Below are 14,564 nucleotides of genomic sequence, written 5' to 3'. Positions count from 1 at the left end.
GTATTCCGGGGCGGTCGGCCGGGAAGGCGGGAGACCCCGCCCGAAGTGCTGCGCACCGCGGCGCGCCGTGGCACGCTCGCGTACGTGAGCAGCAGACCCACCCCGGCGGCGCCACGGCCGCAGGCGGCGCCCCCCGCGGCGCAGCGCCTCGGCGACCTCGCGCGGTTGCGCCGCGTCCGCGACCGGATGGACAGGGAGTACGCGCAGCCCCTGGACGTCGAGGCGCTCGCGCGCGACGCGCACATGTCGGCAGGGCACCTCAGCCGCCAGTTCAAGGCCGCCTACGGCGAGTCCCCGTACGCCTACCTGATGACGCGGCGCATCGAGCGCGCCATGGCCCTGCTGCGCCGGGGCGACCTCAGCGTCACGGAGGTCTGCTTCGCCGTCGGCTGCTCCTCCCTGGGCACTTTCAGCACCCGCTTCACCGAACTGGTCGGCGTGCCGCCCAGCGTCTACCGGCAGCAGGTGGCGCACGCGGCGGCCGGGATGCCGTCCTGCGTGGCGAAACAGGTGACCAGACCGGTCAGGAATCGAGAAGCGCCGCCCCCCGCCCCCGCCTAGCGTTGCGGCCATGGACCTCACTCTTCACACGACCGTTCTCCCGCACGACGACCCGGAGGCCTCCGTGGCCTTCTACCGCGACGTCCTCGGCTTCGAGGTGCGCACCGATGTCGGCAGCGGAAAGATGCGCTGGATCACCGTCGGCCCCGTCGGCCAGCCCGGCATCTCCCTCCTCCTGGCCCCGCCGGCCGCCGACCCCGGCATCACCGAGGACGAGCGCCGCACCATCGTGGAGATGATGGCCAAGGGCACCTACGGCTGGATCCTGCTGGCCACCCCGGACCTCGACGGCACGTTCGAGAAGGTGCAGGCAGGCGACGTGGAGGTCGTCCAGGAGCCGACCGAGCAGCCGTACGGCGTCCGCGACTGCGCCTTCCGCGACCCCGCGGGCAACATGGTCCGCATCCAGGAGACGCGCTGAGGCCGGCCACCGCCCCCGTACCGCGGCTTCCGGCCGGGCCCACCGATGGAGACACCATGAGCGAGACCTCCGAAACGACCACGCATACGAGCGCGGGCACGGGCGCGGCCGCGCAGCACCCGGCCGCCGCCGACAGCCACGAAATGATCCGGGTGCACGGCGCGCGGGAGAACAACCTGCGGGACGTCACCATCGAGATCCCGAAGCGCCGGCTGACGGTGTTCACCGGCGTCTCCGGCTCCGGCAAGAGCTCACTGGTGTTCCACACGATCGCCGCCGAGTCGCAACGGCTGATCAACGAGACCTACAGCTCGTTCGTCCAGGGCTTCATGCCGACGACGGCGCGGCCCGAGGTCGACGTCCTCGACGGGCTGACGACCGCGATCATCGTCGACCAGCAGCCGATGGGCGCCGACCCGCGCTCCACCGTCGGCACCGCCACCGACGCCAACGCGATGCTCCGCATCCTCTTCAGCCGGCTCGGGCAGCCGCACATCGGCTCGCCCAACGCGTTCGCCTTCAACGTCCCCACGGTCCGTGCGAGCGGCGCGATCACCGTCGAGCGCGGCACCAAGAAGACGGTGAAGCAGACCTTCTCGCGCACCGGCGGCATGTGCACCCGCTGCGAGGGCCGCGGAACCGTCACCGACATCGACCTCACCCAGCTCTTCGACGACTCCAAGGCGATCTCCCAGGGGGCGTTCACCATCCCAGGGTGGAAGTCGGACAGCTGGTGGACGGTGCGGACGTACGCCGAGTCGGGCTTCCTCGACCCCGACAAGCCGATCCGCGAGTTCACCGACAAGGAGATGCACGACTTCCTCCACCGGGAACCGGTCAAGGTGAAGGTCGAGGGGGTCAACCTCACCTACGAGGGGCTGCTCCCCAAGATCCGCAAGTCGTTCCTGTCCAAGGACCGGGAAGCGATGCAGCCGCACATCCGGGAGTTCGTGGACCGCGCGGTCACCTTCACCGACTGCCCCGAGTGCGAGGGCACCCGGCTCAGCGAGGCGGCCAGGTCCTCGCGCATCGGCGGCACCAACATCGCCGACGCCTGCGCGATGCAGATCAGCGACCTGGCGGCCTGGGTACGCGACCGCGACGAACCGTCCGTGGCGCCGCTGCTGGCCACGCTGCGCCGGACGCTCGACTCGTTCGTCGAGATCGGCCTCGGCTACCTCTCACTCGACCGCCCCTCGGGGACGCTGTCGGGCGGCGAGGCCCAGCGCGTCAAGATGATCCGCCACCTCGGCTCCTCGCTCACCGACGTCACCTACGTCTTCGACGAACCCACCATCGGACTGCACCCCCACGACATCCAGCGGATGAACAACCTGCTGCTGCGGCTGCGGGACAAGGGCAACACGGTGCTCGTCGTCGAGCACAAGCCGGAGACCATCGCGATCGCCGACCACGTCGTCGACCTCGGCCCCGGCGCGGGAACGGCGGGCGGCACCGTCTGCTTCGAGGGAACCGTCGAGGGGCTGCGGGCCGGTGACACCCTCACAGGCCGCCACCTCGACGACCGTGCCACCCTCAAGGAGACGGTGCGGACGCCCACCGGAAAGCTGCCGATCCGCGGCGCGACGACACACAACCTGCGCGACGTCGACGTCGACATCCCCCTCGGCGTGCTCGTCGTCGTCACCGGCGTCGCGGGCTCCGGCAAGAGCTCGCTCCTCCACGGCTCGCTGGTCACGACGGATCAGGCCGCCGAGGCCGGTGTCGTCGCGATCGACCAGGGCGCCATCCGCGGCTCCCGGCGCAGCAACCCCGCGACCTACACCGGGCTCCTCGACCCGATCCGCAAGGCGTTCGCCAAGGCCAACGGCGTGAAGCCGGGACTCTTCAGCTCCAACTCCGAGGGTGCCTGCCCCCACTGCAACGGCACCGGCGTCGTCTACACCGACCTGGCGATGATGGCCGGCGTCGCCACCACCTGCGAGGAGTGCGAGGGCAAACGGTTCCACGCCTCCGTGCTGGAACACCGCCTCGGCGGCCGCGACATCAGCGAGGTGCTCGCGATGCCGGTCACCGAGGCCGCCGCGTTCTTCGCCACCGGTGACGCCCGCACCCCCGCCGCGACCCGCGTCCTCGACCGGCTCGCCGACGTCGGCCTCGGCTACCTCGGCCTCGGCCAGCCGCTCACCACCCTGTCCGGCGGCGAACGGCAACGGCTCAAGCTGGCCACCCGCATGGGAGAGAAGGGCGGCGTCTACCTCCTCGACGAGCCGACCACGGGCCTCCACCTCGCCGACGTCCAGCAGCTGCTCGGCCTCCTCGACCGGCTCGTCGACTCCGGCAAGTCGGTCATCGTCACCGAGCACCACCAGGCGGTCATGGCCCACGCCGACTGGATCATCGACCTCGGGCCCGGCGCGGGACACGACGGCGGCCGGGTCGTCTTCGAGGGCACCCCCGCCGACCTCGTCGCCGACCGCTCCACCCTCACCGGCCGGCACCTCGCCGACTACGTCGGCGGCTGACCGCCTGCCCCACCGCGGGGCCTGCCCCACCGCGGGACCCGGGCCACTGGACGCGGCAGGCGCGACGCGGAGCGGCAGGCGCGACGCGGGGGCGGCAGGTGGGCGGGGCCGTCGCCGGTCACTTCGCGGTGGCCCGCTCGATCCAGTCGCGGTGGGCGGTCAGATCGGTGTAGATACCGGGCCCCGTCGCGCACTTCGGGTCGGCGTCGCCGTCCCGGCTGGTCGCCCCGAGCAGTTCCCAGTGCCCGGGGCGGCCCTTGATCAGCGGCCCGCCGGAGTCGAGTATGCACGCCTGCGCGTTCTCGGTCGGGCTGTCCGTGCACAGCTCGTTGTCCCGGTGGTAGTTCTCGCCGCACCGGTTGTCGGCGACGACCTTGGTGTCCAGCTCCTGCAACCGGATCGGCGGGTCCGGGCACTCGCTGCCGTCCTCGCACGTCATCCCCCAGCCGAGGATCCGCCCTTCGGTCCCCGCCGGCGCGGACTCGGCCGCCAACTTGATGGGCTTCGCGTTCACGGGGCGGTCCAGCTTCATGACGGCCACGTCGTTGCGGAACGGCTCGTAGGAGAAGTCCGGGTGCGCGACGACCTTGGTGACCTTCGCCTCTGCGCCCTTCCTGCGATCCTGGTCGCCGACCCGCACCGACAGCTGCCCGGGCTTGACGTTCACCGAGCAGTGCCCCGCGGTGACGATCCAGTCCCGCTTGATCAGCGAGGCCCCGCAGTAGTGGTGGCCGTCCTTCTGCACGCTCACCATGAACGGGTACTCAGAGGTGGAGTCGTGCCCCCCGATGATGGCCGACGCCGACGGCGCGACCGTCAGGCTGAGCCCGAGCGCCCCCGCCACCGCCGCCGCACACAGTGCCGCCTTGCCGCGCCTGTTCATCTCTCCTCCTGTGCCTGGTCCGTGGCTCGTGCCCGACCGGGCACGGCACCGCCGATCTTGGCCCGGCCGGTACTCCCGGCACATCGCTCTGACCTCTCACCCGGACCTGGCCCGCAGGTCGTACGGCACGGCGGCCGGATCATGCTGCGGGACCACGGCGAGGTGGCCACGAGGGAGGAAATCGCCCACGTCCGGCGGGGCTCGGCCCTGCCCACGTGCCCGAACACGCGTTCAAGGTGGGTAGTCTCCTCGGACCGTCGCCGTCGCAGCCCGCCGCTCCCTCGGAGGGGCGGCGTAGGCCTGGCCTCACAGGACGGGGACGGGGAGGGGGACCGGGGCGGCAACGAAGAACGGGTACGGGACGACGGGGAAGGGGAGCGGCGTGGGGCAGAGCACGCGGACACCTCGGCGCCGTGTGCTGCTGGTACTGGTACTGGTGCTGGCGCTCGCTGTGCTGGGCGGTGGTGCGACGCTGGCGACGCGGTCCGGGGTGTTCGCCGACGAGAGCTACTGCTGGGGCGCCTGGGCCGAGGACAGCGGCCCGCGCGTGCTCGGTGACGACTTCGCACGGGTCGCCGAGGAGTCCGGCTCACCGGAACGGGGCGAGCGGGCTACCTGCGTCGTGGCGTTCGGCGTGCCGGGGACCGAGGAGATGCAGTCCCCCGACACCAGCCCGCACGGCCGCACACCACGGGCGGGGGAGGGGAGCGGCGGTCACCGGCTGGTGGCCCGCGTCGGGCCGCCGCCCCGCTCGACGGGCCGCGCGCGCCAGACGTGGCTGGCCGAGGCGCTGCACGGAAGCGCCGCACCCCTGCCCGACGGACTCCCCGGCGTCGTGGGCCCGGACCGCGGCACGCTCGTGCTGCCCGAGGAGTGCGACAGCGGGGACGTGCCCACGGTGGTCACCGTGCGGTCGGAGGGCGACGTGTCGTACCTCGACTCGGAGCGGGAGGCCGCCGAACTGCTGCTGTCCCTGGCCGAGACGGCCCAGCGCGAGGCGGGCTGCGCCGCGGGGCGGCCCGCACGGATCACGGCCCCCGTACGGACGGCACCGGGCGAGGAGACCTACACCGGGGGACGGCCGGCGTGCCGTGTCCCCGGGATGCGTCTCGCGCCGCGGCGCGGTGAACTCGCCGGCTACGCGAGCGCCGCCGACGACCGCCTCCACTCCTGTTCCCTCGAACTGACCGGCGAGGACGGGGAAGCCGACGCACGCGGGCAGTTCGTGGTGACGTCACTGCCCAGACTGGTGACGCTCTTCGCGGGGGTGGAGGGCGCGGACTCGCCGCGGGCTCCGGGCGCCGGCTGGCGGGGCAAGGGCCGGATCGACGGCGGGGGCGGACTGGTCACCGCCGAGTGCCGGGGCCGCCCCACCGTCTTCTTCCTGCACCTGGACGGCCCGCTGGCCCGTGCCGCAGCGCCGGACACACCAGGTGTGTTCGCGGGGTCCGCCAACTCCGTAGCCGAACGCCTCGGTTGCCCGGCCGTGGGGCCGCGCGGATGACCGGGGAGAACCCAAGGAAAAGAGCGACATGAACACCAACTCCGAGGGCCCCGAGGATCACGAGGCCCCCGAGGACCACGAGAGTCCCAAGGACCACAAGGACCCCGACGGCCCCCACGACCCCGCGACCGCCGCACCGCCTTCCGAACCCGGCCCCCCGGGCCGCCTGCGCCGGACCGCCCGCAGCCGGGGCGGCATCGCCGTCGTCGGCGCGCTGGTCGGCGCCTTGCTCGGCACCGGCTTCATGAGCTGGCGCGCCGGAGACCTGCCCTTCGCACCACGGGACATGTGCTGGGGAGCGCTCTCCCCCGACGTCGCGGAGGCCCTGTTCACCGACACGGACGTCCGCAGCGACGAGTTGCCGCTGCGCCGCGCGACGCAGGACAGCATGCACACGGAATGCAGCATGCAGGGCTTCGGCTCCGACGAACTGGAGTCCGAGGTCACCGCTTCGGTGCGGACACTGGGCGAGCTGAAGGGCGCGCAGGCGTGGGACTGGACGCGGCAGTACCTCTCCTCCCGTATGACACCGCTGGGCGACGGGATCACCGGCATGGCGTCCTCCCAGCGCGCCTGGGTGGCGCTCCCCACCAGCTGCCACGAACGGTCCTACGAGCCGGGTGAGAAACCGCCGTTGCGCGTGGTCACGCTCGCCTCGGGCGCCTCCGACCCCGACTCCGTGAACGAGGTCGACGCGCGGCGGGGCCTCGACGCGATGTCCCGCGCGGTCGTCCGGCTGGCGAACGGGGTCATGGACAGGTACGGCTGCGAGGGCCGGTACCCGGACCCGCCGAAGCTGCCAGGGCCCCCGGAGGGGAAGAGCGTCAAGGCACTGGACAACGAACGGCTGTGCGGCGTGCACGGCGTGGAACTGCCCGGCTGGGCGCGCGGCGAAGACGTGTCCGCGGCGCGCACCACCCCGGGCACGAAACCGGACGGGCCCGTCACCGGCGGCGTCCGCTCCTGCGACGTGGGGCGGCCCTTCGCCCTGAACAGGATCCGCCTGACGACCGTCGCTGACCCGCAGCTGGCGGATGTCGTCTCCCGCGTACTCGGCGACCGGGCCGACCCTCTCGGCGGCGACGGCAAGGGCGCCCACGCGGGCGGCCTCGCCGTCTACACGGCCGACTGCCAGCGGGGCCGCGCCGCGTTCGTGGCCTGGGAGCCAAACCCCGCGGACGAGACGGACGACACGGCACGGGACCGCAGGTCCCTGGCCCTCACCGTGCTCCCCTCCTACGTCAAAACCGAGGCGAAGCGCGCGGGCTGCGGCGAGGTGAACGTCAACGTCCCAAACCTCCCCACGACGTGAGACACCCCGCAACGACGTGGGGCTCCACCGCCGGAGCGGTGGGGCCCCACGTTCAGCCCGGTAAACGCTGGGCGGAGTACACGAGATGCGGACCCGAGGCATGGTTCGGCCTGATCGAGGTCGGCAGCAGGCCCGGCGTCCGGTGAGATGAACCGCCGCGCGGCCCGCTCCGTAGCAGGGGGAACCGCTATACGCCGAGGTCGCCGGGCACGGCCTCTTGTGACCAGTGGAACGTCAGGAAGTGGTGCACATGAGCGAGGCCGGAGAAGCACGGTCGTCAGGTGGATCGCCCGATGGTCCTCCCCCCTGCGAGGTGGTCATCACCGGCGCCGGCCGCGCCGAGCAGCCGGCGCCCGCCCTGACGAACCGGTCGGCCGCTCAGCCGTCGGCGGCCACGAAGGGCGACTCCATCTGCGGGACGTCCTTCGGCCGGTGGTTGCCTGGCTTGCATCCGGCGAAGGGCCCCATGGGGTCGCGCAGGGTGGCCATCACGGGGCCCAGGAAGTCGCGGTGCCACGCGGCCGGGCCCGTCATGTCCTGCGCCGGGTTGGAAAGTTCCGCCCAGGCCAGCCACAGGCCGTGGAGCTGTGCGACCGCCTCCGGGTGCTCCCACCAGCGCGAGCACCACAGCGCTGTGGAGGTGACCTCCCTGCCGTAGACGGGCAGCAGCACGTTGTGCGTCCACTCCACCAGTTGGAAGAGCGCGTCCTCGTAGTCGTGCCCGCCCAGATAGAGGATGAACTCGGGCTGGGGGGCCGGCGGTGCGCCCTCTTCCGTACCGGAGTTCTCTTCGGGCTCGGATTCGGGCTCGAGCATCGTCTGTTCTCCCGCCGCTGTCGTCATGGAAGTCTCCACGCCACCACCACGTGCGCGCGGGGGGCTCGGTTCACTGCCGGCCCCGCCCCGCCCCCGGGCAGGGACACCGGGACACAGGGCCGCCACGCAGCCCTGTTCGGGCCCTCCGCCGGTCACCGCCCAGCCGCCGCGGCCTCCGCCGTACCGCTGTCCACGCCGCACCCGACCGAAGGACGCGACCATGTCCGAACCCACCGACCGGCTCGACCCCTACGAGCTGGCCCATGAGCTCGCCGTGGCCGACCAGCTCGCGGCCCAGCAGATCAGCGCCGACCGTGACGGGGCGCGCGCTATGGCCGCACGGGACCAGGCGGCGGCCAGACGGCAGGGCCGCCCCGCCCCGCCGCGGGCCAGTACCGAACGCCGGCGCAGCGGCGCCGCGAGCCGGATGGTCCGCGCCGTGCGCGAGCTGCGGGTCATGCTGCGCGGCGCCGACGGTGAGGAGCACCGTCCCGGGCCGCCCGAGCAGAGGCACACGCAACAGGCTGTGCACCAGCCAGACCAGCGGTCCGCCTTCGAAACGTCGCCGGAGCGCTGGCGCCCCGCCTCGGCCGTCCGTACCGACGAGGCGACGTCGAAGCGCGGCTTGGAGAGCGAGCCGAACGCGCGCCGCGCCTCGTTGGCGAGTACGGACGCGCTCGTGGCCGGCCGGCCCGGCCCGCCGGGTTTCGACCAGAACGCCGTCTCGGCCGCCGCACGGATCTCCCGCGCGGCGGGACCGAAGCCCAACGGCAACCCCCCACGCAGCCGGCCCCCGAAGCGGCACTGGGAGGCGGCGGCCTCGCAGAAGCAGACTCAGTCCAGAGGGATGAAGTGACAGCGTGCCGGCTCCGGCACCGGCACCGGCCAGCACCGTGAACCACCGGGGTCCAACCGCCGTAGTAAGGAGGTGAACCTCATGCAGAGGACGGAGAGCACACCATGACAACCCCTCCGGACCGACGCGGCCGGCGCCGTCGTGAGCCCGACCCCGAACGTGGCGAATCCCGATCGCCCTCACCCCCACCCGCGGAATACCAGTCGGATACGTGGTACAACGCCGCGTACAACATGGTGCACCAAATCCGCGGATCCGAGCTTCTGACCTCCACGCTCGACAGTGCGGGACGGGCGGGGCGGTGGATGGTCAACACGGCGCCCGACGTCGTGGACACGGCTGTCGACTCCCTGGATCCCGCCGGGCTGGCCCTACAGGCCACCGGCACCGCCCGAGACGATGCGGACCAGGGCTGGACTTCCACCTACAACTGGGGCGTCGCTCTCACTGGCGGCTCCGGAGTGCGGACGGTCTTCCTGGAGGGTCGCAGGGCGCTGCGGCCTCACCCCAACGATCCGCCGAACATCTTCGCCGCCGCACTCGGTGCCGCAAGGGCCGCCGGTGCGGGAATGTACGCGTTCGGCCGCGACCCCGCGACCAGGTCGGCCGGTGCCACGCTGCAAGGCGTGGCAATGGCCGGCGACTACGCCAGGGTTCGTTACAACGCCAGTCAGGCCCGTGCGGCGGAGGCCGAGCGCGCGCGTCGCGCGGAGGAGCGTGCGGCGGAGCCGGCGCCGCAGCTCGAACGCCCGAGTTTCGGTGATCCGTTCGACGGTTCTTACGAGATGTCTGGGCGGGAACGCACCAGCGGATCCGACCGGGGCCGGGGCTCTGAGGGCAGCGAGTTGCGCAGGCGTGCGCCGGAGGAGCGCGAGCGGCGCAGGCGGGATTCCAGCCTTGCGCCGGAGGAGCGGCGTTCCCGGCGGGAGTCAAGCCGGGCTCCCGAAAGTGAGCGGCGTTCCCGGCGGGAGTCAAGCCGGGCTCCCGAGGGCGAGCGGCGCAGGCGGGATTCGAGTGCGGCTCCGCAGGAGCGGCCCCGCGCGGTGCGGCCTCCCCGTGCGGAGCGCGACCGCCGCCCGCCGCCGAGTTGGAACGGTACTCTTCCGCAGTCTGCGGCTCCCCGGTCGATGAGCGGTTCCAGCAGTTCGTCCGAGGAACGTCGCTCCCGGCGTGAGTCCAGTCGTGCGCCGGACGGTGAGCGTCGCTCCCGGCGCGAGTCCAGCCGTGCGCCGGAGGGTGAGCGGCGGCGTTCCGGGCGTGAGTCCAGTCGTGCGCCGGAGGAGCGGCGTTCCCGGCGTGAGTCCAGCCGTGCGCCGGAGGAGCGGCGTGAGCGGCGTTCCAGCCGGGCTCCCGAGGCGCGGCTGTCCCGCCCCGATCCGGTCGCGAACCCGACCATGAGCATGCCCGTCCGCTCGCGGCAACCCGCCGGCGAGGGACCGCCGCGGGCCAGTGACAGCCGCCCGTCCCTGCGCCGCTCCGACACGAGCGGTATGTCCTACGGCAACAACCAGGAAAACACCACGCGCAGGCGTGGTGGTAAGAAGTAGCGAGCGCCCCGCGGAGGTGGCCCGTTGCCTCCGCGCCTGCCGGTACGGGGCGTTCGCCGGATGAGTGCCGCTGAGATCAGCTGACCCGGGCCGCTGGCCGCCTCCCCCGGAGGAGGCGGCCAGCGGCCCGGACGGCGTTCCGTGTTCCGTGTCCGGACACCGCCGGCCCGAGTCGGACGTGTCACCTGATGTGCGGGGCCGAGGCACAGGTGAACGCCGCTTCTGAGGTGAGCAGCCCCCGGCCGCCGTCACCAGGCCGTCCGTCGGGGCTCCGGGGCTGACGAACCCGACCTGGCGCACGCCCCGTACCGCTGCCGGTGCCCGCGCACGCTCCCGGGGGCGAGGAGGCGGACCAGGCCCGGAGTGACGGACCCGGCCGTCCGGCCCCCCGCCAAGAGGCGGCGCAGAACATGCCGGACCGCCACCTCCGCCTCGTACCCCACCGGGCCCCGTTACGGCCCGGCCGTGGTCTTCTTGCCGGTCAGCCCAACTGCAACCACGAACGACGTAGGGCCCCACCGCCGGAGCGGTGGGGCCCTACGTTCAGCCCGGTGAAGGCTGGGCGGAGGATACGAGATTCGAACTCGTGAGGGGTTGCCCCCAACACGCTTTCCAAGCGTGCGCCCTAGGCCACTAGGCGAATCCTCCGCCGCAAACAATACAAGACGTTGAGGGGTGCTCGCGAACCCGTACCCGGAGGTGGAGTGGGCGGGTGGGGAGGTCGTCGGTGGGGCGGGGGATCAGGTAGGCTGGCGTCAGCCCCTCACGTGGCGCTATCTGACTGAACTCCCCCAGGGCCGGAAGGCAGCAAGGGTAGGTTGGCTCTGGCGGGTGCGTGGGGGGCGTTTGCGTGCCGGGCCGGGCTTGGACCCGGAGTGGCGCGCGGGGCCGTGCCCGTCGGGGCCGGGGCTCTCGTGTGAGGTGGGCCACTTGGCGCCGCTTGTCGGTGGTCGCCTATATCGTCGGGGGTGTGTCGTCCCTCGCCCTGTACCGCCGCTACCGCCCCGAGACCTTCGCGGAGGTCATCGGGCAACAGCACGTGACCGACCCGCTGCAGCAGGCGCTGCGCAACAACCGTGTCAACCACGCGTATCTCTTCAGCGGCCCGCGCGGCTGCGGGAAGACGACGAGCGCGCGCATCCTGGCCCGCTGTCTCAACTGCGAGCAGGGCCCGACGCCGACGCCGTGCGGTCAGTGCCAGTCCTGCCTGGACCTGGCGCGGAACGGGCCGGGATCGATCGACGTCATCGAGATCGACGCCGCCTCGCACGGCGGTGTGGACGACGCCCGTGAGCTGAGGGAGAAGGCGTTCTTCGGGCCGGCCTTGAGCCGGTACAAGATCTACATCGTCGACGAGGCGCACATGGTGACCCCCGCGGGGTTCAACGCGCTGCTCAAGGTCGTCGAAGAGCCGCCCGAGCACCTGAAGTTCATCTTCGCGACGACGGAGCCCGAGAAGGTGATCGGGACCATCCGTTCGCGCACCCACCACTATCCGTTCCGCCTCGTTCCGCCGGGAACGCTGCGCGACTACCTGGCCGAGGTGTGCGAGCGCGAGCGGATCCCCGTCCAGGAGACGGTCCTGCCCCTGGCCGTACGGGCCGGGGCGGGATCCGTGCGGGACTCGATGTCGGTGATGGACCAGCTCCTCGCCGGCGCGGGCGACGACGGTGTGACCTATGCCATGGCCACCGCCCTGCTCGGCTACACCGACAGCGCGCTGCTGGACGAGGTCGTGGACGCCTTCGCCGCGGGCGACGGCGCGCGGGCTTTCGAGATCGTCGACCGGGTCATCGAGGGCGGCCACGATCCGCGTCGCTTCGTCACCGACCTGTTGGAGCGGCTGCGGGACCTGGTGATTCTCGCGGCCGTCCCGGACGCGGTCGAGAAGGCGCTGATCGACGCGCCTGGCGATGTCATCGAGCGGATGCGGGCCCAGGCCTCGGTCTTCGGCGCCGCGGAGCTCAGCCGCGCCGCGGATCTCGTCAACACGGGGCTGACGGAGATGCGGGGCGCCACCTCGCCCCGCCTCCAGCTGGAGTTGATCTGCGCGCGGGTGCTGCTGCCCGCGACCTACGGGGACGAGCGCTCCGTACAGGCCCGGCTGGACCGCCTGGAGCGCGGCATCGCGCTGGGGGCCGCCGCCCCCGCACCGGCCCCCACCGCCGCCCCCGCACCGGCCCCCACCGCTGCGCCCGCGCCGGCGCCCGCAGCGCCCGCGCCCGTGTCGGCCCCCGCCCCCGCACCGGCCCCCACCGCCGTGGGGCCGCACCCCGGTTCCGCATCCGGTTCCGCGTCTGGTTTCGCATCCGGTTCCGGTTACGACGAGTCCGGCCCCCCGGGCGGCGGCGCGGAGGCCTCGTCTCCCGCCGACGCGGGGCCGGGGCCCGCGCCCGGGCCCGGCGCCGCACCGGCGTCCACCCCGGCGGCCGAGCCTCCGCGCCGCCCAGGTGCCTGGCCCGGCGGGACGGGATCCGGCGGGACGGGATCCGGGGACGGGGGAGGTGCCGGTGCGGGCACCGGCGAGCCCGCGCGGCGTCCGGGAGCGTGGCCCGGGGCGGCCGTACCGGGCGGCGGTGCGCCGTCGGCACCGGCGGCGACGAGCGGAGGCCCGACGGGAACGGCTCCGGCGCAAGGACACGAACAGGGGCAGGGACAGGCATCGGCGCCGGCCCCCGACCCCGGCGCCCGGCCGGGAGGCGGCCCCGCCAACGGTGGCGGCCCCACGCACGGAGGCGGTCCCGCCAACGGCGGTGGCGCCCCCGGCGGGGGCGGCGATCCGGCGCAGATCCGTCAGATGTGGCCGCAGATCCTGGAGGCGGTCAAGAACCGGCGCAGGTTCACCTGGATCCTGCTCAGCCAGAACGCACAGGTCGTCGGCTTCGACGGCAAGACGCTCCAGATCGGCTTCCCGAACGCCGGTGCGCGGGACAGCTTCGCGGGCGGCGGCAGCGACGAGGTGCTGCGGCAGGCGCTCACCGACGCGCTCGGCGTGCAGTGGCAGGTCGAAGCGCTGGTCGATCCCTCCGGCGGGGCGGGCGGCGGCAGCGGCGGTGGTCCGGGGGGCCCTAATGGGCCGGGCTCCGGGTACGGCGCGGGGTCCGGCTCGAACGGCGGAGGGGGCGCCCGCGGTGCGATGGCGGCGCCGGCGCAGGCGGGGCCGCCCCAGCAGTGGTCGGCTGCCCCGCCGCAGCAGTCGGCTCCGGGCGGGGCGGGCTGGTCCGCCGGGCCCGCGTCGGCTCCGGCGCCGCCGTCGGCTCCGGTTCCCTCTCCGGCTTCCGAGCCCGAGGCCTCGAGTCCTTCTTCTCCGCCGCCGTCCGCTCCCGCGTCCTCGCCGGGTGCCGGGCTGGAGGAGGACATGCCCGCCGAGGACGACCCCGATCTGGACGACTCGGCTCTCTCCGGTCACGACCTGATCGTCCGCGAGCTCGGTGCGACGGTGATAGAGGAGTTCCAGCACGAGTGACCGGTGGGCGGCACGGGCGTGGGGTGCCTTCGGCGGTTGTCCGGGGCGGGGCGCCCGCGTGGAGTGGAGCACGTAGGCTCGGGGACGTTCAGTACGGCGTCTAGTGAGCCAGGAGCGATCCGATCGTGATTCCCGGTGGTGGGCAGCCCGACATGCAGCAGTTGCTGCAGCAGGCGCAGAAGATGCAGCAGGATCTGGCCTCGGCGCAGCAGGAGCTGGCCGAGACGGCCGTGGAGGGTTCGGCGGGCGGTGGCCTGGTCAAGGCGACGGTCAGTGGTTCCGGGGAGCTCCAGGGCCTGGTCATCGACCCGAAGGCCGTGGACCCCGAGGACACGGAGACCCTCGCCGATCTGGTTCTCGCGGCCGTCCGTGACGCGAACGGCGCGGCTGCCGAGTTGCAGCAGCAGAAGCTCGGTCCCCTCGCGCAGGGCATGGGCGGGATGCCGGGTCTTCCGTTCTGACGGAAAACCGGGCCCGGGCCGGGGGCCGGAGTCACCGTGGCCGGTGCCGGCTGGACTCACGGCGCGCTGTGGGTTCCGGTCCGCGGTCCGTCGCCTCGGCCGTCGACCGCGGGTACGCGTGCCCGCCGGCCAAGCACCGGCCGGTCCACGTGCCCGTCGGCCCAGGTACGGGTCGGCCCACGTGCTCGCCGGCCCACGTGCCCGCCGGCAGTGGCTAGTGGTGGCCCGTACGGGCCACTAACGTACTCAGA

10 protein-coding genes, 1 tRNA gene and 1 other RNA gene are annotated in these 14,564 nt (G+C 73.1%); 9 read left to right on the top strand and 3 right to left on the bottom strand.

Going from position 1 to position 14,564, the window contains the following annotated elements:
• Positions 1-186 precede the first annotated feature (186 nt).
• The 3 genes from DTL70_RS13440 (at position 187) to DTL70_RS13430 (ending at position 3,468) form a co-directional block, all read left to right on the top strand.
• Entirely contained in the window at positions 187-561 is a 375-nt protein-coding gene (locus tag DTL70_RS13440; protein WP_220183616.1) for a helix-turn-helix transcriptional regulator, read from the top strand.
• Positions 562-571: 10 nt separating this feature from the next.
• On the top strand, positions 572-982 hold the full coding sequence (locus tag DTL70_RS13435) for a VOC family protein (protein WP_114022134.1): 411 nt from the start codon (positions 572-574) through the stop codon (positions 980-982).
• Positions 983-1,125: 143 nt separating this feature from the next.
• Complete coding sequence (locus DTL70_RS13430) at positions 1,126-3,468, top strand: ATP-binding cassette domain-containing protein (RefSeq protein ID WP_245979355.1); 2,343 nt, start codon at positions 1,126-1,128, stop codon at positions 3,466-3,468.
• A gap of 118 nt (positions 3,469-3,586) precedes the next feature.
• Here the strand turns inward: DTL70_RS13430 and DTL70_RS13425 are convergent, their stop codons facing one another.
• Positions 3,587-4,351, bottom strand: a complete 765-nt coding sequence (locus tag DTL70_RS13425) for a S1 family peptidase (protein WP_114022132.1) — start codon at positions 4,349-4,351, stop codon at positions 3,587-3,589.
• A gap of 382 nt (positions 4,352-4,733) precedes the next feature.
• Here DTL70_RS13425 and DTL70_RS13420 point away from each other — a divergent pair, with 382 nt between their 5' ends.
• Together DTL70_RS13420 and DTL70_RS13415 are read left to right on the top strand one after the other, a co-directional pair.
• On the top strand, positions 4,734-5,855 hold the full coding sequence (locus DTL70_RS13420) for a hypothetical protein (RefSeq protein ID WP_147266776.1): 1,122 nt from the start codon (positions 4,734-4,736) through the stop codon (positions 5,853-5,855).
• Between the two features lie 28 nt (positions 5,856-5,883).
• The gene (locus DTL70_RS13415) at positions 5,884-7,167 is read left to right on the top strand and encodes a hypothetical protein (RefSeq protein WP_114022130.1); all 1,284 of its coding nucleotides are present in this window, start codon (positions 5,884-5,886) and stop codon (positions 7,165-7,167) included.
• Positions 7,168-7,545: 378 nt separating this feature from the next.
• Here DTL70_RS13415 and DTL70_RS13410 read toward each other — a convergent pair whose 3' ends face one another.
• Positions 7,546-8,010, bottom strand: a complete 465-nt coding sequence (locus DTL70_RS13410; RefSeq protein ID WP_245979341.1) for a DUF4913 domain-containing protein — start codon at positions 8,008-8,010, stop codon at positions 7,546-7,548.
• Between the two features lie 193 nt (positions 8,011-8,203).
• Here DTL70_RS13410 and DTL70_RS13405 point away from each other — a divergent pair, with 193 nt between their 5' ends.
• Positions 8,204-8,839: a hypothetical protein gene (locus DTL70_RS13405; RefSeq protein ID WP_114022129.1), complete on the top strand. Its 636-nt coding sequence runs from the start codon at positions 8,204-8,206 to the stop codon at positions 8,837-8,839.
• A gap of 2,110 nt (positions 8,840-10,949) precedes the next feature.
• Here the strand turns inward: DTL70_RS13405 and DTL70_RS13400 are convergent.
• Positions 10,950-11,034: transfer RNA gene (locus tag DTL70_RS13400), tRNA-Ser, on the bottom strand.
• 107 nt (positions 11,035-11,141) lie between these two features.
• On the opposite strand from DTL70_RS13400, the gene ffs reads away from it, so the two are divergent.
• The 3 genes from ffs (at position 11,142) to DTL70_RS13385 (ending at position 14,313) form a co-directional block, all read left to right on the top strand.
• Positions 11,142-11,236, top strand: an RNA gene (ffs, locus tag DTL70_RS13395) — signal recognition particle sRNA small type.
• Positions 11,237-11,356: 120 nt separating this feature from the next.
• A complete protein-coding gene (locus DTL70_RS13390) occupies positions 11,357-13,852 on the top strand; it encodes a DNA polymerase III subunit gamma and tau (RefSeq protein ID WP_114022255.1) in 2,496 nt (831 codons plus the stop codon).
• A 125-nt stretch (positions 13,853-13,977) separates the two neighbouring features.
• Positions 13,978-14,313 carry a YbaB/EbfC family nucleoid-associated protein gene (locus DTL70_RS13385; protein ID WP_114013962.1) on the top strand — a complete coding sequence of 112 codons (336 nt, stop codon included), beginning with the start codon at positions 13,978-13,980 and terminating at the stop codon, positions 14,311-14,313.
• Positions 14,314-14,564: the final 251 nt, after the last annotated feature.

This window comes from Streptomyces diacarni, from assembly GCF_003323715.1.
GTDB classification, from domain to species: domain Bacteria; phylum Actinomycetota; class Actinomycetes; order Streptomycetales; family Streptomycetaceae; genus Streptomyces; species Streptomyces diacarni.
Note: the sequence above shows the minus strand (reverse complement) of the source record. Positions and strands in the feature narration are given on the sequence as shown.

Bases quoted from the DNA above. Each gene is read 5' to 3' on its own strand.
- DTL70_RS13435 (WP_114022134.1), top strand. From the start codon at position 572: ATGGACCTCACTCTTCACACGACCGTTCTCCCGCACGACGACCCGGAG.
- DTL70_RS13430 (WP_245979355.1), top strand. From the start codon at position 1,126: ATGATCCGGGTGCACGGCGCGCGGGAGAACAACCTGCGGGACGTCACC.
- DTL70_RS13405 (WP_114022129.1), top strand. From the start codon at position 8,204: ATGTCCGAACCCACCGACCGGCTCGACCCCTACGAGCTGGCCCATGAG.
- DTL70_RS13440 (WP_220183616.1), top strand. From the start codon at position 187: ATGGACAGGGAGTACGCGCAGCCCCTGGACGTCGAGGCGCTCGCGCGC.
- DTL70_RS13425 (WP_114022132.1), bottom strand. From the start codon at position 4,351: ATGAACAGGCGCGGCAAGGCGGCACTGTGTGCGGCGGCGGTGGCGGGG.
- DTL70_RS13415 (WP_114022130.1), top strand. From the start codon at position 5,884: ATGAACACCAACTCCGAGGGCCCCGAGGATCACGAGGCCCCCGAGGAC.
- DTL70_RS13410 (WP_245979341.1), bottom strand. From the start codon at position 8,010: ATGACGACAGCGGCGGGAGAACAGACGATGCTCGAGCCCGAATCCGAG.